This window comes from Nocardioides pinisoli, from assembly GCF_024199985.1.
Classification (GTDB): domain Bacteria; phylum Actinomycetota; class Actinomycetes; order Propionibacteriales; family Nocardioidaceae; genus Nocardioides; species Nocardioides pinisoli.
In genome coordinates, this window is sequence record NZ_JANARS010000002.1 from 319,127 (window position 1) to 339,759 (window position 20,633).

At 72.5% G+C, this 20,633-nt stretch carries 23 protein-coding genes, 1 tRNA gene and 1 pseudogene; 16 read left to right on the forward strand and 9 right to left on the reverse strand.

What is annotated here, in order from left to right; genetic code table 11:
* Nucleotides 1–11 precede the first annotated feature (11 nt).
* Both NCI01_RS23000 and NCI01_RS22930 read right to left on the reverse strand, forming a co-directional pair.
* Nucleotides 12–1,598 (reverse strand): ABC transporter permease, encoded by a 1,587-nt coding sequence (locus tag NCI01_RS23000; protein WP_504928446.1) that lies wholly within the window; start codon nt 1,596–1,598, stop codon nt 12–14.
* Between the two features lie 27 nt (nt 1,599–1,625).
* A pseudogene (locus tag NCI01_RS22930) lies at nt 1,626–2,496 on the reverse strand (ABC transporter ATP-binding protein); the annotation flags it as partial.
* Nucleotides 2,497–2,570: 74 nt separating this feature from the next.
* Here NCI01_RS22930 and NCI01_RS05535 point away from each other — a divergent pair.
* The 3 genes from NCI01_RS05535 (at nt 2,571) to NCI01_RS05545 (ending at nt 4,211) form a co-directional block, all read left to right on the forward strand.
* Entirely contained in the window at nt 2,571–2,951 is a 381-nt protein-coding gene (locus NCI01_RS05535; protein WP_254180476.1) for a hypothetical protein, read from the forward strand.
* Between the two features lie 87 nt (nt 2,952–3,038).
* Nucleotides 3,039–3,518, forward strand: a complete 480-nt coding sequence (locus NCI01_RS05540) for a calcium-binding protein (protein ID WP_254180477.1) — start codon at nt 3,039–3,041, stop codon at nt 3,516–3,518.
* A gap of 60 nt (nt 3,519–3,578) precedes the next feature.
* The gene (locus NCI01_RS05545) at nt 3,579–4,211 is read left to right on the forward strand and encodes a hemerythrin domain-containing protein (protein WP_254180478.1); all 633 of its coding nucleotides are present in this window, start codon (nt 3,579–3,581) and stop codon (nt 4,209–4,211) included.
* Here NCI01_RS05545 and NCI01_RS05550 read toward each other — a convergent pair.
* From NCI01_RS05550 to NCI01_RS05560, 3 genes are all read right to left on the reverse strand, one after another.
* Nucleotides 4,178–4,699: a hypothetical protein gene (locus NCI01_RS05550; protein WP_254180479.1), complete on the reverse strand. Its 522-nt coding sequence runs from the start codon at nt 4,697–4,699 to the stop codon at nt 4,178–4,180. The two genes, NCI01_RS05545 and NCI01_RS05550, sit on opposite strands and share 34 nt — an antisense overlap.
* Nucleotides 4,700–4,794: 95 nt before the next feature.
* Nucleotides 4,795–5,229: an AAA family ATPase gene (locus tag NCI01_RS05555; RefSeq protein WP_254180480.1), complete on the reverse strand. Its 435-nt coding sequence runs from the start codon at nt 5,227–5,229 to the stop codon at nt 4,795–4,797.
* Between the two features lie 74 nt (nt 5,230–5,303).
* Entirely contained in the window at nt 5,304–5,681 is a 378-nt protein-coding gene (locus tag NCI01_RS05560; protein WP_254180481.1) for a hypothetical protein, read from the reverse strand.
* A gap of 87 nt (nt 5,682–5,768) precedes the next feature.
* Here NCI01_RS05560 and priA point away from each other — a divergent pair, with 87 nt between their 5' ends.
* The 8 genes from priA to NCI01_RS05600 all read left to right on the forward strand — a co-directional run bounded on the left by priA (nt 5,769) and on the right by NCI01_RS05600 (nt 14,171).
* Nucleotides 5,769–6,515, forward strand: coding sequence for a bifunctional 1-(5-phosphoribosyl)-5-((5-phosphoribosylamino)methylideneamino)imidazole-4-carboxamide isomerase/phosphoribosylanthranilate isomerase PriA (gene priA / locus NCI01_RS05565; RefSeq protein ID WP_254180482.1), 747 nt, complete (start codon nt 5,769–5,771; stop codon nt 6,513–6,515).
* Nucleotides 6,516–6,517: 2 nt separating this feature from the next.
* Nucleotides 6,518–6,964 carry an NUDIX hydrolase gene (locus NCI01_RS05570; RefSeq protein ID WP_254180771.1) on the forward strand — a complete coding sequence of 149 codons (447 nt, stop codon included), beginning with the start codon at nt 6,518–6,520 and terminating at the stop codon, nt 6,962–6,964.
* Nucleotides 6,961–7,722 (forward strand): imidazole glycerol phosphate synthase subunit HisF, encoded by a 762-nt coding sequence (gene hisF / locus NCI01_RS05575; protein WP_254180483.1) that lies wholly within the window; start codon nt 6,961–6,963, stop codon nt 7,720–7,722. The genes NCI01_RS05570 and hisF overlap by 4 nt, the downstream gene beginning before the upstream one ends.
* 27 nt (nt 7,723–7,749) lie before the next feature.
* On the forward strand, nt 7,750–8,664 hold the full coding sequence (locus tag NCI01_RS05580) for an ABC transporter substrate-binding protein (RefSeq protein ID WP_254180484.1): 915 nt from the start codon (nt 7,750–7,752) through the stop codon (nt 8,662–8,664).
* Nucleotides 8,664–9,539, forward strand: a complete 876-nt coding sequence (locus NCI01_RS05585; protein ID WP_254180485.1) for an amino acid ABC transporter permease — start codon at nt 8,664–8,666, stop codon at nt 9,537–9,539. The genes NCI01_RS05580 and NCI01_RS05585 overlap by 1 nt, the downstream gene beginning before the upstream one ends.
* A 77-nt stretch (nt 9,540–9,616) precedes the next feature.
* Entirely contained in the window at nt 9,617–10,369 is a 753-nt protein-coding gene (locus NCI01_RS05590) for an amino acid ABC transporter ATP-binding protein (protein ID WP_372495112.1), read from the forward strand.
* Nucleotides 10,370–10,506: 137 nt separating this feature from the next.
* The gene (locus NCI01_RS05595; RefSeq protein WP_254180486.1) at nt 10,507–12,363 is read left to right on the forward strand and encodes an ABC transporter ATP-binding protein; all 1,857 of its coding nucleotides are present in this window, start codon (nt 10,507–10,509) and stop codon (nt 12,361–12,363) included.
* Entirely contained in the window at nt 12,360–14,171 is a 1,812-nt protein-coding gene (locus NCI01_RS05600; RefSeq protein WP_308213190.1) for an ABC transporter ATP-binding protein, read from the forward strand. Before NCI01_RS05595 ends, NCI01_RS05600 begins: the two co-directional genes overlap by 4 nt.
* A 25-nt stretch (nt 14,172–14,196) precedes the next feature.
* Here the strand turns inward: NCI01_RS05600 and NCI01_RS05605 are convergent, their stop codons facing one another.
* A complete protein-coding gene (locus NCI01_RS05605) occupies nt 14,197–14,631 on the reverse strand; it encodes an SsgA family sporulation/cell division regulator (RefSeq protein ID WP_254180487.1) in 435 nt (144 codons plus the stop codon).
* 207 nt (nt 14,632–14,838) lie between these two features.
* Between NCI01_RS05605 and NCI01_RS05610 the strand changes: the two genes are divergently transcribed.
* Nucleotides 14,839–15,342, forward strand: a complete 504-nt coding sequence (locus NCI01_RS05610; RefSeq protein ID WP_254180488.1) for a PGPGW domain-containing protein — start codon at nt 14,839–14,841, stop codon at nt 15,340–15,342.
* Between the two features lie 48 nt (nt 15,343–15,390).
* Nucleotides 15,391–15,462, forward strand: a tRNA-Val gene (locus NCI01_RS05615).
* Nucleotides 15,463–15,628: 166 nt separating this feature from the next.
* Here the strand turns inward: NCI01_RS05615 and NCI01_RS05620 are convergent.
* A complete protein-coding gene (locus tag NCI01_RS05620) occupies nt 15,629–16,273 on the reverse strand; it encodes a peptidase dimerization domain-containing protein (RefSeq protein WP_254180489.1) in 645 nt (214 codons plus the stop codon).
* An 11-nt stretch (nt 16,274–16,284) separates the two neighbouring features.
* On the opposite strand from NCI01_RS05620, the gene NCI01_RS22625 reads away from it, so the two are divergent.
* Nucleotides 16,285–17,511, forward strand: coding sequence for a peptide ligase PGM1-related protein (locus NCI01_RS22625; protein ID WP_254180490.1), 1,227 nt, complete (start codon nt 16,285–16,287; stop codon nt 17,509–17,511).
* A 104-nt stretch (nt 17,512–17,615) separates the two neighbouring features.
* On the forward strand, nt 17,616–18,122 hold the full coding sequence (locus tag NCI01_RS05630) for a hypothetical protein (protein WP_254180491.1): 507 nt from the start codon (nt 17,616–17,618) through the stop codon (nt 18,120–18,122).
* Between the two features lie 10 nt (nt 18,123–18,132).
* Here NCI01_RS05630 and NCI01_RS05635 read toward each other — a convergent pair whose 3' ends face one another.
* Together NCI01_RS05635 and NCI01_RS05640 are read right to left on the reverse strand one after the other, a co-directional pair.
* Nucleotides 18,133–19,632, reverse strand: a complete 1,500-nt coding sequence (locus tag NCI01_RS05635) for an MFS transporter (protein WP_254180492.1) — start codon at nt 19,630–19,632, stop codon at nt 18,133–18,135.
* 116 nt (nt 19,633–19,748) lie between these two features.
* Nucleotides 19,749–20,318 (reverse strand): potassium channel family protein, encoded by a 570-nt coding sequence (locus NCI01_RS05640; protein WP_254180493.1) that lies wholly within the window; start codon nt 20,316–20,318, stop codon nt 19,749–19,751.
* 152 nt (nt 20,319–20,470) lie between these two features.
* Between NCI01_RS05640 and NCI01_RS05645 the strand changes: the two genes are divergently transcribed.
* A complete protein-coding gene (locus NCI01_RS05645; RefSeq protein WP_254180494.1) occupies nt 20,471–20,620 on the forward strand; it encodes a hypothetical protein in 150 nt (49 codons plus the stop codon).
* The last annotated feature ends 13 nt before the right edge of the window (nt 20,621–20,633 follow it).

Below are 20,633 nucleotides of genomic sequence, written 5' to 3' on the forward strand. Positions count from 1 at the left end.
GACGGGCCTCGTCAGTGCGCGGCGACGTCGCGTCGCCGGAACCCGGCGACGCCTCCGAGGAAGAGCCCGCCCGCGACGAGGGCCAGGGTGGCGAGGGCGGGTGCCGACACGTCCTCGACCGGGACCCGGGGCACGTGGGAGTAGGGCGACAGGTCGAGGACCCACTGCGGCGGGTCGAGCAGCCCGCCCAGCCAGCCGCGGACGAGCGCGAACGCCATCACCGCCCATGCCACCCACGTCCAGCGGGGCAGCCACCCGTCGAGCAGAGCCACCAGGCCGATGAGCGTCAGCACCGCGGGGAGGTAGGCCAGCTGGGCGCCCAGCGCCGTCACCGCGTCGCCGACGTCCGTGGCGAGGACCTGGCCGATCCCCAGTCCGACCCCGGCGGCCAGGAGCACCACGCACGAGCCGGCCACCGTCGCGAGCACGTCGGTCGTCATCGACCGGGTCCTGCTCGTCGGGCCGGCCAGGACCACGTCGAGCTGGCCCTCGTCCTCGTCCGCGCCGGCGTGACCGGACGCCCAGACGGCGAAGGCGCCCGTGGTCAGGCCGAGGATCAGCACCATCGTGGCGAGGTAGGACTCCGTCACGGTCGCCCCGGTGCCGAGCTCGAGGTAGTCGGCGAGCGTCGGGTTGTCGCGTGCCATGTCCGCCATGGCGTCACCCAGCGTGCCGACCAGCGACCCGAGCAGCAGGACCGAGACCGACCAGCCCAGCACGCCACCGCGCTTGATCCGCCACGCCAGCCCGAAGCCGCCCGAGAGGCTGCGCGGCGCGCGGGTCCGGGCGGCCCTGGTCGGCAGCATGCCGCCACCGAGGTCGCGCTTCTCGGCCAGCCACACCGCGACGGCCAGCAGCACCCCCGTGGCCAGGACGGGCAGGGCGAGGGGCCACCAGCGGTTGTCGACGGGCACGTGCGTGGCCTGCACCCAGCCGATCGGGGAGAGCCAGACCAGCCAGTCGTCGCGGACGTCACCGGCCGCCCGCACGACGTACGCCGCCGCGAACACCGCCAGCGACGCGCCCACCGCGGTCCGCGAGTGGACGAAGAGCTGCGCGACGCACAGCGCGATGGCCGCGTGGACCAGTCCCAGGGGAGCGATGCCGGCCCCCAGCAGCAGCGACGCCCCCGAGGTCAGTGCCGACGGCGCCAGGGCCAGCCAGACGGCCGCCCCCACGAGCAGGCACGCGACCGTGGTGGTCACGAGGGCGGCCGCGCTGGCCGCGTGCCGACCCACCTCCGTCGACCGGAGGACCTCGCTGCGCCCGGACTCCTCCTCCGCGCGCGTGTGCCGCACGGTCATCGTGATCGCCATCAGGCAGACGCCGAGGATCATCATGAACGCGGCCTCGTAGACGATGACCCCGGCCAGGGTCTGCAGGCCCACGGGGGGCCCGCCGAAGGCGATGGTGACGGGGGACTCCCCGACGAGCTCGGCGTAGGCGTCGACCGTGGCCTGGGTCGGGTAGACCCGGGCCTCCGACACGCCCGTCGCGTAGGTCGTGGCACCGATGCCCAGCACCCACAGCGGGATCTGCCAGCGGTCGCGGTGCAGCGCGAGGCGCACGAGCGGGAGGGTGCCGGCGAAGAGGGTCACGGCTGGACACCCCCCGGGCCCGCCCGGGTCGTCGTAGTGGCTCAGGAACAGCTCCTCGAGCGTGGGCGGGTGCGCCACGATCGAGTCGACCCCGATCCGGCCCAGCGCGAGGAGGGTGTCGTCGATCGCGGTCGTGTCGGCCTCGAGGCGCACCTCGCCGTCGTGCGCCGACACGAGCGTGACGCCGGGCAGGCTGCTCAGCCCGTCCGGGGCGCCGCGCAGACGCGCCACGAGGGTGGTGTGGGTGCGGCTGCGGAGCGAGGCGAGCGAGCCCGACAGGATCGTGCGGCCCTCGCGGATGATGCTCACGCGGTCGCACAGCGCCTCGACCTCGGCGAGGATGTGCGAGGAGAGCAGCACGGTGCGGCCCCGGGCCACCTCCTCGCGGACGACCTGCTGGAACTCCGCCTCCATGATCGGGTCGAGCCCGGCCGTCGGCTCGTCGAGCAGCAGCAGCTCGGCGTCGGCGCAGAGGCCGGCGACCAGGCCGACGTTCTGGCGGTTGCCCTTGGAGTAGGTGCGGCAGAGCCTGCCCGGGTCGAGCTCGAACCGCTCGATGAGCGAGGCCCTCCTGTCCTCGTCGATCCCGCCGCGCGCATCCGGCCGAGCAGGTCGATGACCCCCCGCCCGACAGGTTGGGCCAGAGCGAGACCTCGCCGGGCACGTAGGACAACCTCCGGTGCAGCGCGACGGCGTCGCGCCACGGGTCGCCGCCGAGCAGCCGGGCCTCGCCGGAGTCGCTCCTGAGCAGCCCGAGCAGGATGCGGATCGTCGTGGACTTCCCGGCTCCGTTGGGACCGAGGAAGCCGTGCACCTCGCCCTCCTCGACCTGCAGGTCGAGGCCGTCGAGGGCCACGGTCGTGCCGAAGCCACCGTTCCCAGGACCTTCCGCCCCCAGCCGGTGGCCAACGGCCCTCCCGGCCGGCGCGCGCCGGGGCGAGCATGGAAGAAGGTGGAAGGAGGTGTTCGACGATGAAGCTGAAGGCGAAGGACGTGGTGGCCACCGTCCTGGTGGCGGCCATCGCCGTGCCCTACATCGGCTACCTCATCCGTGGTGAAATGCCCTTCATCGAGGACCCGCGAGGAATGGCGGGCACCGGTCTGGTGCTCGGCATCGCGGCGTACCTCGTGATGACGTGGGGCGACTCGTTCGACCAGCTCGGCAAGGCCGAGACGGCGCTCGCCGCCGTCGTGGCGGGCCTGGGCCTCGCGGCCCTGGTCCTCGCGGAGACGGCTGCCGCCGAGGCGCTGCTGGCGGTGTTCATGGGCTCGATCCTCGTGGTCTGGGCCGTGAAGCTGGTCGACCACACGGGTCTGCTGCACTGGCACCGACCCACGAGTGCGGCCCGGTAGGGGCACCCACCTGGGGCGGGCCCGGAGCCCCGTGAGGGCGCCGGGCCCGTGGTCCGCCAGATCCGAGGAGGTCCGAGGAGGCCCGAGATGACATTCGCCACGACCATGCTGACAGCCCTCGCGCCCGTGGTGCTGGCCCTCGCCGGCCCGGGTGGCGCACCTCTCGACGACCGGGCGCCCACCTGCGATGGTCAGCCGGCCACGATGGTCGTCACCCGCGACTCACCCCACGTGGTCCACGGGACCGACCGTCGTGACGTCGTCGCCGTCGTCGCGCCCGGCCACGTCGTCCGCGCCCGGGCCGGGGACGACCTGGTCTGCGGCTCGGGGCACGCCGACACCGTCCGGGGTGGGGCGGGGGACGACCACGTGCTCGGCCACGGTGGTGGTGACCACCTCTACGGCGGCACGGGCGACGACGTCGTACGCGGCGGGCTGGGCGAGGACTGGTGCTACGGGCAGGACGGCACCGACGACGTCCACGGTGAGCACCACGGCGAGGACGACGGTCACCACGAGGACACCCACGACGACACCCATGACGACTCGCACGACCGTCTCGGGTGATGCCTGAGACCCCCAAGAACGGGGTCGCGGCGCGAGCGCCGGCGGGGCTAGCGTCCCGCCATGACCGAGCCGCTGAGCATGAACCAGATCATCCACGCCGCGGTGCGCCCGGACGTGACCCGCACCGAGCAGGCGCTGCGGACCCTGCCGGACGGCGACACGGCGCGAGCCCGCCAGATCCGGACGGCCTGGCGCAACCTCGTCCGCGAGCTGACCCACCACCACGAGGCCGAGGACGAGCACGTATGGCCGTTCCTCCAGTCGCGCGGCGTCGACCTGACGCTCCTCGAGCAGATGGAGTCCGAGCACGTCGCGATGAAGCAGGCGCTGTCGTCGGTGTCGACCAGCCTCGACGGCGTCGTCGCCGCACCGTCGGCGATCAACGCCTCGGCAGCCGCCGACGAGGTCGCACGCGCCCGCGAGGTGATCAACGGCCACCTCGACCACGAGGAGCGCGACGTGGAGGGGCCCATGGGTGCCCTGAAGGACGACGAGGAGTTCAAGGCGCTGACCAAGAGGCTCCGGCCGGCGAGCCCGGTCGACGCCGCCAACTCGCTGGCCTGGATGCAGGACGGCGCGGGGGAGCGGGAGCGGTCGTCGCTGCGGGCGACCATCCCGGGGCCGGTCGTCACGGTCCTGACGCTGCTGCTCGCGCGCCGCTACCGGCGTGAGGTCGCTCCGGTCTGGCGCTGATCCGACTCCGCCAGCGCCTTCAGGGTCAGCAGCTGCTTGCGCGCCATCACGAGGTCGCCGACCGAGAGGGCCGGCGCCAGCCACCTGCTGGTCCGGGCCACCACCTTGAGCACCAGGCGTACGTCGCGACCGTGCGGCAGGACGGCGTACGACAGGTGGGCGCCCATGATCGTCGCGGTCAGCTCCCGGCCGGGATCCACGGCCACGACCCGCCCCTGGTCGCGCCCGAGCGCGCGGGTGAACGGGTCGCCCACCTGCGGCTCCGGCAGCTCACGGAGGTCCCGCGGCGAGCGCCGGCCCAGGTTGTCGACGAGGTCGTAGGAGTAGGGCGCCAGGCGCACCTGCCGGACCCGCGCCCACACGGTCTCCGGGGCGGCGTGGACGGTGACGCCGCGCCACGCCTCCAGCGTCGGCCGTGGGACGAGGTCGTCGCAGCCGTACGTGCGGCGCACCTCCGCGTCGCTGACACCCCACCGGTCGCCGATCACGCCTCCACGCTAGCCGGACGATGCTCGCTCGGTCGTAGGTCGAGGAGGGACGAGGTCCGGTCGCGAGACCCGACCGGCGTGCCCGGGCAGTCGGGTCAGGCGGAGAGGGACGTGCGGTCCAGCGCCGCACGCACCTGACGGACGACCAGGTCGACGTCGAGGGTGCCTCCGGTGTCGACCCGGACCACCGTCCCCAGTCCCAAGGGCTCCCGCGCAGACGCGGGCAGGCCGTCGAAGGATCGCTGGACGTCGGAGGCGGTGCGGTCCCCGTCATGGTGTCCGGGGTGCCGGACGCGCGAGGCGAACCTCGCCGCCGCCACGTCGGTCGGGCACGCGTAGAGCACCTCGTCGCTCGCGCGACTCAGCCGTGTGCGCTCGGCCCGGTCGGGGCAGCCGAGGCTGTCGAACAGCACCTCGAGGATCGCGTCCTTGTCGATCACGGGCATGGCCAGTCGTTCGCCGAGGAGCCTGCCGACCGTGGTCTTCCCGCTGGCCGGGAGGCCCGACACCACCACGAGTCGCGACGTCACTTCGACATCGTGCCACTGGCGACTCACACGCCGAGGCCCGTGCCCGGCAGCTCCGCGCGACCCGTGCGGCCCGACTACTTGCCGAGGTCCCGGAGCTGGACCGAGACCGTGACCGTGTCGCGCCCCAGGACCGCGACGCCGGTGCAGCGGCTGCGGCGGTCGAGCAGGCTGTGGGCGCGGCAGCCCGACACCGCGGCATCGAGCTCGGCCACGGCTTCGGTGGCCGCGAGATCCTCCGGCACGACGACCGCGACCTCGAGGAAGCAGCCGCCCGAACCGCACCCCCGCTCGGGCTCGGCGTAGGAGTAGCCCGGTGGCAGGTCCGGGAGGTGCTCCTCCGACGGGAACTGCGGGCCGGCCAGGCTGGCCACCGCCACGACGAGCGCCACCACGCCCGCCGCGGCCAACGCGCCGAGCATCACCGCGAGCATCGTCCTCGGTCGAACCCCCATGGCGCGATCCTGTCAGCCCGGGTGAGCCCCGTCTCGCCCCGGCGAGGCCCCGCCCGGAGCCGCGCCGCCCGCTCCTAGGATCGACCCATGCCCAGCACCCCCGAGCAGCCCTACCTCGAGCTCCTGCCCGCCGTCGACATCAAGGGCGGCCAGGCCGTCCAGCTGGTGCAGGGGGTGGACGGATCGGAGAAGCGCTTCGGTGACCCGATCGAGGCGGCGCTGCGGTGGCAGGAGGCCGGCGCGGAGTGGATCCACCTGGTGGACCTCGACGCGGCCTTCGGGCACGGCCACAACCGCGAGCTCCAGGCCCGGATCGTCGGCACGCTCGACATCCAGGTCGAGATGAGCGGCGGCATCCGCGACGACGAGTCGCTCGAGGCAGCCATGGCGACGGGCTGCCGGCGGGTCAACATCGGCACCGCCGCGCTGGAGCAGCCCGAGTGGTGTGCCCGGGCGATCGCGACGTACGGCGACCGGGTGGCGGTCGGCCTCGACGTCCGCGGCACGACGCTGGCCGCACGCGGATGGACGCGCGACGGGGGCGACCTCTACGAGACCCTCGCTCGTCTCGACTCCGAGGGCTGCGCGCGCTACGTCGTCACCGACGTCAACAAGGACGGCATGCTGCAGGGCCCCAACCTCCAGCTGCTCCGCGACGTCTGTGCCGCCACCGACAAGCCGGTCGTGGCCAGCGGCGGCGTCACCACCCTCGACGACATCCGGGCGCTCATGTCCCTCGTCGACGACGGGGTCGAGGGCGCCATCGCCGGCACCGCGCTCTACGAGGGCCGGTTCACCCTCGAGGACGCGCTCGCGCTCACGAGGGGCGCGTGAGCATGGAGTTCACCGAGTACCACACCCGCCTGGCCGCCTACGTGCTCCTCGTCGACGAGGTCGAGGGGCAGGAGCGGGTGCTGCTCGCGTGGTGGAACGGGGAGGGGCACAGCGACCCCGTCTGGTCGCTCCCGGGTGGCGGCATCGACTTCGACGAGTCGGTGCTCGACGGGCTCGTGCGTGAGGTCTACGAGGAGAGCGGCTACCACGTCGAGCCGGGTGCGCTCCTCGCCGAGCACTTCTTCACGGGACGTGGCCGCACCTTCGACGGCTGGTTCCGCTCGCAGCGCTTCGTCTTCGACGCGACGATCACCGGTGGCGAGCTCGGCACGACCGAGGTCGACGGCTCCACCGACTACGCGAGGTGGGTCCCGCTCGCCGAGCTCGACGGGCAGCCGCGTGCGGACATCGTCGACGTCGCCCTCGCCGCACGGGAGGCGAGGAAGTGAGCCTCGCGATCCGGGTCATCCCGTGCCTCGACGTCGACGGCGGACGCGTGGTCAAGGGCGTCAACTTCGAGGACCTGCGCGACGCCGGCGACCCGGTCGAGCTGGCCCGCCTCTACGACGCCGAGGGCGCCGACGAGCTGACCTTCCTCGACATCTCCGCCTCCCACGAGGGCCGCGCGACCACCATGGAGGTCGTCAGCCGCTGCGCCGAGGAGGTCTTCATCCCGCTCACCGTCGGCGGCGGTGTCAGCAGCGTCGCGGACGTCGACCGGCTGCTGCGCGCCGGAGCCGACAAGGTGGCGGTCAACACCGCCGCCATCCACCGCCCCGAGCTGGTCGCCGAGATCGCCGACCGGTTCGGCAGCCAGGTGCTCGTGCTGAGCGTCGACGCCCGGCGGGCGGAGGGGACCGACAGCGGCTTCGAGGTCACCACCCACGGTGGCAGGAAGAGCGCCGGCCTCGACGCGATCGAGTGGGCCGCGCGCGCCGCCGAGCTGGGGGCGGGCGAGATCCTGCTCAACGCGATGGACGCCGACGGCACGACCGACGGCTTCGACCTCGAGCTCATCCGCGCCGTACGCCGCGAGGTGGGCGTCCCGGTCATCGCGAGCGGGGGAGCGGGTGCCGTGGAGCACTTCTCGCCCGCCGTCGAGGCCGGGGCCGACGCCGTGCTGGCAGCCACCGTCTTCCACTTCGGGACCCTCACCATCGGCGATGTCAAGGCCGGTCTGTCCGCGGCCGGCTACCCGGTCCGCTGACGCCGGGCGGAGTCGTAGGATTCCGCCATGCTGAAGACCTCCCGGCGCGCTGCCCGGCGCCACCTCGCCGTCGTCACCCTCGCGGCCGCCGCGATCGCGCTGTCCGCGTGCGCCCCGACCGACGAGGCCGACACCGACAGCGGCTCCGACTCCGCCGACTCCTCGGAGAGCTCCGAGGCGCCGGCCGCCGACGAGTGCACGCCGGACACGATGGAGACCGTCACCGACGGCACGCTCACCATCGCGACCGACGACCCGGCCTACGAGCCGTGGTTCGTCGACAACGACCCGACCAACGGCGAGGGCTACGAGTCCGCCGTGGCCTACGCCATCGCCGAGCAGCTCGGCTACACCGCGGAGCAGGTGGCCTGGGTCAAGGTGCCGTTCAACAAGGTGGTGCAGCCCGGCCCCAAGGAGTTCGACTTCGACGTCAACCAGGTCTCGATCACCGAGGCCCGCCGCAAGGCCGTCGACTTCTCCTCCGGCTACTACGACGTCGTGCAGGCGGTCATCACCACCAAAGGCAGCTCGATCGACGGCGCCACCGGCCTCGCCGACCTCGCCGACGCCAAGCTCGGCGCCCAGGTCGGCACGACCAGCTACACCGCCATCACCGACCAGATCCAGCCGTCGGAGGAGCCGGCCGTCTTCGACACCAACGACCAGGCGGTGCAGTCGCTCAAGAACGGCCAGATCGACGGCATCGTCGTCGACCTGCCGACCGCCTACTTCATGACCGCCGTCCAGCTCGACGACGGCGTCATCGTCGGCCAGCTCCCGCTGCCCGACGGCGAGCCGGAGCAGTTCGGCGCGGTGCTGGCCAAGGACAGCCCGCTGACCGACTGCGTCTCGCAGGCGGTCGACACGCTGCGCGAGGACGGCGTCCTCGACCAGATCGGCCAGGAGTGGCTGGCCCAGCAGGGCGCCCCCGAGCTGTCCTGATGGCCCATCCGGTCGCCGACGAGGCGCCTGGGGCCTGGCAGCCCTCCGAGGTCCAGCGCGATCGCGACGAGTGGCGGCGACGGCGTACGGTCCGCAGCGCCGTCATCGCGGCAGGAAGCACCCTGCTGCTGCTCGGTGCCGTCGGCGGAGCCGTCGTCAGCTCGCCGGGGTGGCAGCGGGTCCGCGAGACGTACTTCGACTGGGACAAGGCGGTCTCGTCGTTCCCGGCGGTGCTCGAGGGGCTCTGGCTCAACATCCGCGTGATGGTGGTCTGCTGGCTGCTGATCCTGCTGCTGAGCCTGACCGTCGCGATCGTGCGCACGCTGCGCGGCCCGGTCGCCTTCCCGCTGCGGCTGCTCGGCACGGCGTACGTCGACGTCTTCCGCGGCCTGCCCCTGCTGCTGGTGATCTTCCTGCTCGGCTTCGGCGGGCCGGCGCTGAGCCTGCAGGGCCTGCCGACGTCGCCGCTGTTCTGGGGCGGAGCCGCGCTGGTGCTGTCCTACTCGGCCTACGTCGCCGAGGTGTTCCGTGCCGGCATCGAGTCGGTGCACCCCAGCCAGCGACTGGCCGGCCGCTCGCTCGGGCTGACCTACGGGCAGACGCTGCGCCACGTCGTGCTGCCCCAGGCCTGGCGCCGCGTCATCCCGCCGCTGATGAACGACCTGGTCTCCCTGCAGAAGGACTCCGGCCTGATCGCGGTGCTCGGGGTGAGCGACGCGATCCGCAAGGCGCAGATCGAGACGGCGCTCGACTTCAACTACACGCCCTACGTCGTCGCGGGCGTGCTGTTCTGCTGCCTCACGATCCCGATGGCCCGGCTCACCGACCGCTACGCCCGCAAGAAGGGCTACCACGGGGCTGGAGGCCACTTGTGAGAGTCACCCCACGACGTTCTTCTCCTCCGCTGCGCTCCCCCGAACAACGCCGCGGGGACCCCGACATCCACGACCAGCTGCACCTTCGACCTGAGGGCAGCGAGCTGCTGAGGCTCGACGGCGTGCGCAAGTCCTTCGGGGACAACGTGGTGCTCAGCGACGTCGACCTCACTGTCGAGCCCGGCCAGTGCGTCGTGCTGATCGGCGCCTCCGGCTCGGGCAAGTCGACGTTGCTGCGGTGCGTCAACCTCCTCGAGGTCGTCGACGACGGCGTGATCACGTTCGAGGGCCGCGACATCACCGACCCCCGGGTGGACGGCGACGAGGTGCGCTCCCGCATGGGGATGGTCTTCCAGGCCTACAACCTCTTCCCGCACCTCGACGTGATGGGCAACGTCACCCTCGCGCTGCGACTGGTGCACGGGGTGGGGGCCGAGGAGGCGCGCTCGCGAGGCGCGGCGATGCTGGACCGCGTCGGACTGGCCACCAAGGCGGGCGCCCGGCCCGACGACCTGTCCGGCGGGCAGCAGCAGCGGGTGGCGATCGCCCGGGCGCTGGTGGCCAACCCGCGACTGATGCTGCTCGACGAGGTGACGAGCGCGCTCGACCCCGAGCTCGTCGGCGAGGTGCTCGACCTGCTGACCGACCTCAAGGCCGAGGGCGTGACGATGCTGCTCAACACCCACGAGATGGGTTTCGCACGCGACGTGGCCGATCAGGTCTGCTTCCTGCACGACGGACGCATCCACGAGCGGGGCCGTCCCGAGCAGGTGCTGGGCGACCCGCAGCAGGAGCGCACGCGCGCGTTCCTGTCCCGCATCCGCGCGTGAGCCGGGCGCGGCGTCCTGATTCGCCCGCTGTCGGTGCCGAGGAATAGCCTGAACGACGGGTTGGTTGCTCCCGGGTTGGTTGCCCTCGGCAACCGACCGGCGGAGACATCGGGACGACGAGGAGGCGGGGGACACCTGTGAGCGACGACGCGGAGCCGCGGGGCACCACCACTCTCGACGGCTTCCGGGTCCTGTGGGTCGGCATCAAGCGCGAGCCGATCGTCTTCACGGTCGCGACGCTGGGCGCGGTGCTCTTCGGGGTCCTCACGGTGGCCGACGCCTGGGTGCTCGGCTGGGCCACCGAGCACGTGCTGATCCCCGCGTTCGACACCGGTGAGATCGGCACCGACATGCTGCTGTGGGTGGTCGCCCTGTTCATGGGCGTGGCGATCCTGCGCGCCGTCGGCATCGTCGCGCGGCGTCTCGGCGGCGGCATCATGTACTACCGGATGCAGTCCCACACGCGTCGCGGCGTGACCCGTCAGTACCTCTCGCTGCCGATGGAGTGGCACCAGCGGCACCCGACCGGCCAGCTGCTGTCCAACGCCTCCTCGGACATCGAGGCGGCGTGGGCGCCGATCATGCCGCTGCCGATGGCGCTCGGCACCGTGGTGATGATGGTCATCGCAGTGGTCCAGATGTTCGTCGCCGACGTCGTCATGGCGGTGGTCGGCCTGCTCGTCTTCCCAGCCGTCGTGGGGGCCAACCTGCTCTACCAGCACTTCTCCTCCCCCCTGATGACGCGCGCGCAGGGGCTGCGCGCCGAGGTCAGCGAGATCGCCCACGAGTCCTTCGACGGCGCCATGGTGGTCAAGACGCTGGGCCGCGAGGTCGAGGAGACCGACCGGTTCCGGGCCAAGGCCCAGGAGCTGCGCGACGTCAACATCCGCGCCGGACGCTTCCGCGCGATCTTCGACCCGACCCTGGCCAGCCTGCCCAACCTCGGCGTGCTCATCGTGCTGTCGGTCGGCGTCTCGCGCGTCGCCAGCGGTGCGACCGATGCCGGCGACGTCGTCACGGTCGCCTACCTGCTCACCATCGTGTCCTTCCCGATCCGCGCGATCGGCTGGCTCCTCGGCGAGTTCCCGCGCTCGGTCGTGGGCTACCGCCGGGCCAGGGCCGTGCTCGACGCGACCGGCAGCATGGCCTACGGCCACGACCGGCTGCCCGACCGCGCGGGGGGCGGCGCGCTCCTGGAGGTCGAGGACCTCCACTACTCCTACGACGCCGACGCGCCGCTCCTGCGCGGCGTCGACTTCGACGTACGTCCGGGGCGCACCGTCGCGCTCGTGGGCGCCACCGCGTCGGGCAAGAGCACGCTGACCAGCCTGATGACCCGCCTCGTCGACCCCGACGCCGGCCACATCCGCATCGACGGCCACGACCTCCGGGGTCTTCGCAGGGGCGAGCTGCCGCGTGACGTGGCGCTGGTCCCGCAGACCGCCTTCATGTTCGACGACACCGTCCGGGGCAACGTCACGCTCGGCGCCGACGTCCCCGACGCCGACGTGTGGGCCGCCCTGCGCACCGCCCAGGCCGACGGCTTCGTCGCCGCCCTCCCCGAAGGCCTCGACACCCAGCTGGGGGAGCGCGGCACGTCGCTGTCCGGCGGCCAGCGCCAGCGGCTCTCCCTCGCGCGGGCCCTGGTCCGGCGCCCGCGCCTGCTGATCCTCGACGACGCCACCTCCGCGGTGGACCCGGAGGTCGAGGCGCGCATCCTCGCCTCGCTGCGCGACGACCGCGGTGACGGAGACGGCGACGGCAGCGGTGACGGCTCGGCCGCCTCGCTCGTCGTGGTGGCCTACCGCAAGGCCACGATCTCGCTGGCCGACGAGGTCGTGCACCTCGACGAGGGCCGCATCGTCGGCCGCGGCACCCATGCCGAGCTGCTGTCGTCCAGCCCCGCCTACGCGCAGCTGGTCAACGCCTACGAGACCGATGCCGCGCTCGACGCGGGCGCCGGGACCGCCGACGCGGGGAGGGACCCCCAGTGAGCACCACGACGCCCGCCACCTCCGGCACCCGGATGGACACCGGCGAGGAGATCGGCGCCATCGCCACCCTGCGCCTCGGCATGAAGTACTCGCCCGAGCTGCGCGAGGGCCTCGGCCGGACGCTCGTCTACGCCGTCATCGCCTCGTGCGGCCAGATCGTCGTGCCGATCGCCGTCCAGCAGACCCTCGACCGCGGGCTCAACGGTCCCGGCGGGCCCCGCCTCGACTACGTCGCCTGGATGGGCGTGCTGGCCGCCATCGCGATCGCCCTGACCAGCTGGGCGTCCTACCTCATGACCAGCCGGCTGTTCACCGTCTCCGAGCGAGGGCTCGCGACGCTGCGCACGAAGGCGTTCCGCCACGTCCACGACCTCCCGCTGCTCACCCAGAACACCGAGCGCCGCGGCGCGCTGGTCTCGCGCGTGACCAGCGACGTCGACCAGGTCAGCCAGTTCCTGGTGTTCGGTGGCCTCATCTTCGTCGTCAGCATCGGTCAGATGCTCGTCGCGACCGCGCTGATGATCTTCTACAGCTGGGAGCTCGCGCTGGTCGTGTGGCTGGCCTTCGCGCCGCTGTTCCTCTCGATCCGCTGGTTCCAGAAGAAGCTGTCCGCCGCCTACACCGTCGTACGCCACCAGGTGGGCGTGCTGCTCGGCGCGATCTCCGAGCCGGTCGTCGGCGCCGCGGTCGTCCGCTCCTACGGCGTCGAGGCCCGGACCCAGGAGCGCATCGACACCGCCATCCAGGACTGGCAGGACGCCTACACGCACGCCCAGACCTACACCGTCACCTCGTTCTCCCTGGGCGGGCTCTCCGCCGGGCTGGCCAACGCCGGGGTGATCGTCGTGGGCGTGCTGCTCGGGTTCACCGGCGACATGACCTCCGGCAAGGTCCTGGCCTTCGCCTTCCTCGTGACGCTCTTCGTGGGACCGGTCCAGATGGGCACCCAGATCCTCACCGACGCGCAGAACGCGATCGCCAGCTGGCGCCGCGTCCTCGGCATCCTCGAGACCCCGGCCGACCTCGTCGACCCGGGTGCCGACGGCGAGGTGCTGCCCCGTGGGCCGATCGACGTCCGGTTCGCCGACGTCAGCTTCGCCTACCCCGACGGCCCCCCGGTGCTCCGGGAGGTCGACCTCGCCATCGACGCCGGCACGCGCGTGGCGATCGTGGGGGAGACCGGGTCCGGCAAGTCGACCTTCGCCAAGCTGCTGACCCGGCTGATGGACCCCACCGACGGGTCCGTGCTGCTCGACGGCGTCGACGTACGCCGCATCCGTGCGGAGTCGCTGCGGCGCAGTGTCGTGCTGGTGCCGCAGGAGGGCTTCCTGTTCGACGACTCGATCGCCGCCAACGTGCGCTACGGCAAGCTCGATGCCACCGACGACGAGATCCTCGCCTCGGCGATCGAGCTCGGCATCGACGACTGGCTGCGCGGCCTCCCGCGGGGGCTCCGCACCCAGGTCGGCCAGCGGGGCGAGTCGCTGTCGGCCGGCGAGCGCCAGCTCGTCGCCCTGCTGCGCGCCCACCTCGCCGACCCCGACCTCCTGGTCCTCGACGAGGCGACGAGCGCGGTCGACCCGGCGCTGGAGATGCAGATCGGCCGGGCCCTCGAGCGGCTCATGCAGTCACGGACGTCGGTCACGATCGCGCACCGGCTGTCGACGGCCGAGAGCGCCGACGAGGTGATCGTGGTCGACAAGGGCCGGGTCGTGCAGCGCGGACCGCACCACGACCTCGTCGCGCAGCAGGGAACCGTCTACGCCGGCCTCCACGCGAGCTGGGTCGCCCAGCACTCCCGGGTCTAGGTCGCGGCGCCCGGCGGCTCGTGGCTCAGGAGGCCAGGAGCTGGCTGATGAGAAGGTCGGCGTCGAAGGCGTCGGACTCGGTGCCGGGAGCGACCACCGCGACGGTGCGCGTGATGAAGTCGAGGACGTCGGCCGCGCGGGCGAGGAGCACGAGGTGGCCGTCGGGGGAGCTGAGCTCGATGGAGACCATCGCGCGGCCGCTGAGGCCGATCGCGGGGGAGACGTGCACGTCGCCGTCGCCGGCCGGGGCCTCCGTGCCGCGCATGAGCAGGTCGCGGCCGAACGTCCACACCAGGTTGCCGTCGGAGGTGACGAAGGTCATGGCCACCGCGAACGGGTCCGAGCTCGCATAGCTGAGCACGGTGTCGATCTCGTGGCGGATGCCGCGGTCGTCCATGCACTCGACGGTGATGTCCAACGCGACGTCGGACAGGGTGTGCCCGCTACCGGACAGGTTCATCGAGAGCTCCTTGTGGTCGCCCGGGGCGAGAGGTCCCCGGGTTGCGTGCTCATGAGACGGCATCGGGCCGTCCTCGTGATGCAGAACGGCAAAATATGACCCGAACCGGTCCAGACCGGATCTTGATGCTGGCTCGTGGCGAACTTGACGGTAACCCGCGCTTTCGCTGCGGAGAAAACCGCTGGCCCGGCCGGGTAGGTTCTACGCATGACGGGGGCAGCCAAGCGCATCGGTCTCGAGGTCCTGGGATGGACGCTCCTCATCCTCGGGGTGGCGGCGATCTTCCTGCCGGGTCCGGGACTGCTCGGCATCTTCGCCGGCCTGGCGCTGCTGTCCCAGCAGTACGACTGGGCCGAGAAGCGCGTCGAGCCGGTCAGGCTGCGCGCGATGCTCGGCGCGGCGGAGAGTGTCGAGACCTGGCCCCGCATCGTCGCCTCCTGCCTGGGTGCGGTCGTCCTGGCGGCGTGCGGTGTGCTGTGGATCATGAAGCCGCCCGCGCCGGACTGGTGGCCGGTCTCCGACGCGTGGTGGCTGCCCGGGGGCGTCTGGACCGGTGTCACCCAGGTGGCGTCCGCCTTCATCGCGATCGGTCTCATCATCTACAGCTACCGTCGCTTCCACGGGCACCCGGAGAAGGCCGACGAGCTGCGCCGCGACATCAAGGCCCGGGGGCGAACGGCGGAGGAGCGCACCGTCGCAGCCGATTCCTGACCCGATTCCGGCTCGGGCCGCACCATGGGATACGGTTCTGCCGAGCTCGGGCGATTGGCGCAGTGGTAGCGCGCTTCGTTCACACCGAAGAGGTCACTGGTTCGAACCCAGTATCGCCCACCCAGCCCCGAACGGCCCCTGACCTGCGACATCCGCGGACCCAGGGGCTGTCGGCATTTCGCGGCCCGTCCAGCACGGCGATGGCTCATGCCCTGTCCAACGACGGGCGGTCCCCGAGGTGACGCACGTCGTGGGGTGCGTCGAACAGCCGGCCGAGCAGAGCCCGTCAGCCCGCGACGGCGTAGCGCTGGAGGAACAGCGCCTCGGTCAGTGCCATCGCGTTGATCTCGTGCGGGTCGACGCTCTCGTTGGGCGCGTGGATGAGCGCCTGGGGCTCCTCCACGCCGATGAGGATGATCTCGGCCTCGGGGTAGGTGTCGGCGAAGACGTTGCACAGGGGGATCGAGCCGCCCTGGCCCAGGCTGACCATCGGCCTGCCGAAGGCCTCCAGCATCGCCGCTCCCATCGCCCGGTAGGCCGGCCCGTCGGTCGCGGCCCGGAACGGCGAGCCGGTGGCCTCGACCTCGATGCCCACCTGCACACCCCACGGCGCAGCGGCGCGCAGGTGCGCCGTGAGCGCCCTCTGCGCCACCTCCGGTGACAGCCCCGGAGGGATGCGGAGGTTGAGGCGCGCCGCCGCCCTGGGCACGATGGCGGCCGCCGAGCCGACGACAGGCGGGCAGTCGATGCCCAGGATCGTGACGGCCGGCCTGGCCCACAGCATGTCGGACACCGAACCGGACCCCAGCAGGGACACGCCCTCGAGGACACCGGCGTCCTCGACGAACTGCTCGGGCGGGTAGGGCTGGCCCTCCCACCGGCGGGTGTTGTCGAGGCCCTCGACGGTCGTGTTGCCGTCCGGGTCCCGCAAGCTGGGCGGGGGTGCGCGCTCGCTTCCACGTGGTGGAGGTCCCCGACCCCACCCCGCGCACGATCACCGCCAAGCTCCTCGACCGGCCCGACCTCCTCGCGACGATCCGGTCGATGACCCGCGGACGCCTCGCCTTCATCGAGCCGTGGAACGTGACCCACCTGGAGATGTGGGTCGCGCGGCGCCTCGGGCTCCCGCTGAACGGCACGCCCGCCGCCCTGTGGCCGCTCGGGTTCAAGAGCAACGGACGCCGGATCATGCGCGAGGCCGGCGTGCCCCTGGCCACGGGACGCGAGGACGTCCGCAGCGTCGACGACGTGCTCTCGGCGGTCGACGCCCTGCGGCAGGGGAGCCCCGGTGCGGAGGCGGTCGTCATCAAGCTGGACAGCAGCGCGTCGGGCATCGGCAACCGGGTGGTCCGGCTGGCAGACGTCCACAGCCGCAGTCAGCTTCGTGCGGTCGTCGAGTCCTTCGGACCGGGCTACCTCGCGGACCTCGCCTCCGGCGCCGTCGTCGAGGAGCTGCTGGCGGGCGACCGGCTCACCAGTCCGAGCGTGCAGGGCGACATCACGCCGGATGGCCGCGTGGACGTCATCTCGACCCACGAGCAGGTCCACCACGGCACGGACCGGCAGCTCTATGCGGGGTGCCGGTTCCCCGCGATGGAGGACTACCGCGACGACCTGGCCGCCCACGGTGCGTCCGTCGGGCGCCTGCTCGCGGACCGTGGCGCCCTGGGCCGGTTCGGTGTCGACTTCGTGGCGACTCGTACGTCGTCGGGCTGGCGCCTCCACGGCCTCGAGATCAACCTCCGCAAGAGCGGGACGTCGCACCCGCTGACCCTGCTGCACAACCTCACCGCCGGCCACTACGACGGCGCCGACGGCACCTGGTCGCTGACCGACGGTTCGCGACGCTGCTACCGCTCGACCGACAGCCTCGTCGACCCGGCGTGGCGCGGGCGCCCGGAGATCGACGTCATCGACGCCGTCGACCGCGCGGGGCTGACGTTCGACCGGCGACACGGTGTCGGCGCGGTCCTCCACATGCTCAACGGCCTGCAGGCCGAAGGGGTCGTGGGGCTGACGACGATCGGTCGCTCGCCCGAGCACGCGCAGCGGCTCCACGACGCCGCGGTGACGGCCATCGGCTCTCAGGCGCACAATCCCGCCGGGGCGGCGCCGGGCACGGAGGACAGGCGGTCCCGGGACGGCACCAGGAGCAGCCGGTCCGGGTGAGATCCCCATCGTCGGGGAGCGGGTTGTCTGGGAGCATGCTCCCGGGAGGGTCGACGCATGCACCGACACACACGCGCGACGGGATCGCCGCGACCGACGCCGCCATGAGTCGCGGTCGCCGTCGCACCAGGGTCGCCGACACGCTGGCGCGCCGCGACCCCGGCGGCCTCCTCTACGGGGCCGTGGTCACGGCCGGAGTGCTGGCCGCGGTGAGCGCCAACGTCTCCCACGTCCAGCGGGTCGCGCTCAGCGTCGGTGCCGTCGTGGTCGTCTACTGGCTGGCCCACGTCTACACGGAGACCCAGGAGATGCTCTACGAGGGCGACCGCCGGCCGCTCCACCGCCGCACGCCCCACGCCGCGGCCAAGGAGGCCTTCATCCTCGTCGGTGCCGTGCCCGCCGTCGTGGTCTACGTCCTGCTGCACCTGCTGGGGCTGCCCGCCCGCGGCGCGGCCCTGTGGGCGCTGTGGTTCTCGGTGGGGTTCCTCGCCGTGATCGGCTACCTCGGAGCCCATCGGGCCGGGATCCGAGGCTGGCGGCTCGCGCTCGAGTCGGGAGGCGCGGCCTCGTTGGGCGTCCTCGCCGTGCTGGGCAAGCTGTTCCTGCACTGAGCGGGCGGCGCTAGGGAGCGGTCCCCGCCTGCTCGGCCCTCGAGGTCGGCAGCGTGTGGGTGTGTGCAGCAGCTGCGGCGGCCGCGTCGCCCAGCGTCGTACGTCCCACGCGCTGCCGGCGGAGCAGCAGGGCCATCAGGACGCCGAGGACGCTGAAGACCGCCATCATCCACGACGCGGCACCCAGGCCGCTCGCCAGCGCGTCGGACCGCGCCGCGCCGTCCGCCGTCTGGTTGCCGATGACGGTGCCGTAGATCGTGGCGGCCAGGGCGGTGGCCACCGCGGCGCCGACGTAGCGGGCCATGTTGGACACCCCGGACGCCTCGCCCACCTGCCGTTCGGGCACCGAGGCGGTCGCCGCCGCCGATGCGGGGCCGTTGGAGAGCCCCATGCCGACGGCGATGGCGATCAGCGGCAGCAGGAACGCGCGGTAGTGCCACGAGGCGTCGATCAGGCCGACGACGGCGAAGCCGGCGGCGCTGAGGGCGAAGCCCACCCCGACCGTCTGACGGCTCCCGACCTTGGCCGCCAGCTTGGGCACCAGGGGAGCGACGGCGACGAGCCCGACCGTCGCGGGGAGGGTTGCCAGTCCGGCCTCGAGCGGCGTGAGGTCGAGCGCGTCCGGGTCCTGGAAGTAGAGGCTGAGGAGGTACATCAACCCGTTGATGGTGCCCGCGCCGATCAGGATCGCGATGGTCGATGCGACCAGGACGACGTTGCGCAGCAGCGCGAGGTCGAGCAGCGGCACGGCGACGCGCCCCTCCACGACGATGAACGCATACCCGGCGCCGACGGAGATCGCGAAGCACGTGAGCGTCGCCGCGGAGAGCCATCCCCAGTCGCCGCTCCTGGTCACGCCGAGGATGACGGGGGTCAGGGTGAGGGCGATCAGCACCGTGCCGAGGTAGTCGATCGACCGCGACCGCTCCTCGTCGCGTGACTCGCGCACGGTCGCCGCGGTCAGCGCCATGCACCCCAGGGCGACGCCGGCGTCGATCCAGAACAGCCCCTGCCAGCCCGTGACGTCGACGAGCACGCCGCCCAGCAGCGGGCCGGCCGCTGCCCCGACGGCGGCAGCCGCCCCCCACAGGGACACGGCCCGCAGCTGTGCGGGCCCGTCGGTGGCGACCGAGAGCAGGCTCAGCCCGCAGGCCAGGATGGTCGCGCCCGCCGCGCCCTGGATGACGCGGCCCGCGATGACCATGCCGCCTGACCCGGCGAGCGCGATCAGCACGCACGAGCCGACGAACAGGGCGAGGCCCAGCTGGAAGATCCGTCTCCGGCCGAAGACGTCGCCGAGCGAGCCCGACGTCACGATCACCGCCGCACCGACGAGCGAGTAGCCGGTGACCGCCCACTGCAGCGTGGTCACCGACATCCCGGTGTCCTCGGAGATCGCCGGGAGCAGGATGCTCACCGCCGAGGTGTTGGCGTTGACCACCAGGGTGGAGATGCAGGTGGCCGCGAGCACCCCGCCCGCTCGGGTGCTGCGCGTGGCCACCTCGCTCATCGGGATCCTCCCGGTCACCGCCCCGGCTGCTGCCGCTTCTGGCCCGACCGTACGGGCGGGCGGTTCCGCTGCCCTCACCCGCCGTGGGCGATCGGAGGGCCCGCAGTCGGCACCTCTCAGACGAGGGGGCGGTCACGCTCCCCGACGTCCGGCTGCCCTCCCCGACGGGCGATGCCGCGCCGTGCCGCCGAGGTGAGCAGCCTGATCCCCAGCCCGAGCACCACCAGGTTGCCCAGCATCTGCGCGGTCACCAGCAGCCTCATGCTGTCGGTCTGCGCCACGATGTCGCCGAAGCCGACGGTGGCGAAGACGGTGACCGTGAAGTAGAGCGCCGTCACGTGGTCGAGGGAGCGGGAGAAGCCCGTCGGGTCGTTCTGGGAGTTGGCGAGGTAGACCCGGGCGAAGATCAGCAGGTAGACCGGGACCAGCACGGCGAGGGACTCGATCGCGCGCAGGATGGGATACCTCGCCCGGACGATCGCCGGGACCTGCACGCCGACGACCGCGGCGAAGACGCACAGCTGCAGGATCAGCCACGGCACCCCGAGCCCGTCGCCCGGGCGCCTCGTCGGGATCAGGAAGTACGTCACGCACAGCGCCGACACCGTCAGCACCATCCGGCCGAGCATGAAGAGCCCGCGCACCCAGATGTCGCGTCGGGAAGCCGCGGCACGTGCCTGGCTCATGCTGCGCACCCTCCCTGTGTTCGGCGGACAGCCGCCCCCGACGAGGATCCGGCACGCGGCGCCACGCCCGCCTCCCCCCGCATGGGTGAGCGGGAGGCGCCGGCGGGGGACGGCGCCGGCATGGGGCGTCTCCACCCGGGGTACGGCAGGTCATGGACGATCGTGAGCGCCCGAGCACCAACCAGCCCCTCAACGCCCCCGGACCCCGGCCCAAGGTCACCCCGATCCTGGCGGTGATCGGCGGCGTCCTGCTGATCGCGGCGATCTTCGTCGTCATCAGCCTGCTGCGCTACAACACCTGAGGACCCGTCAGGC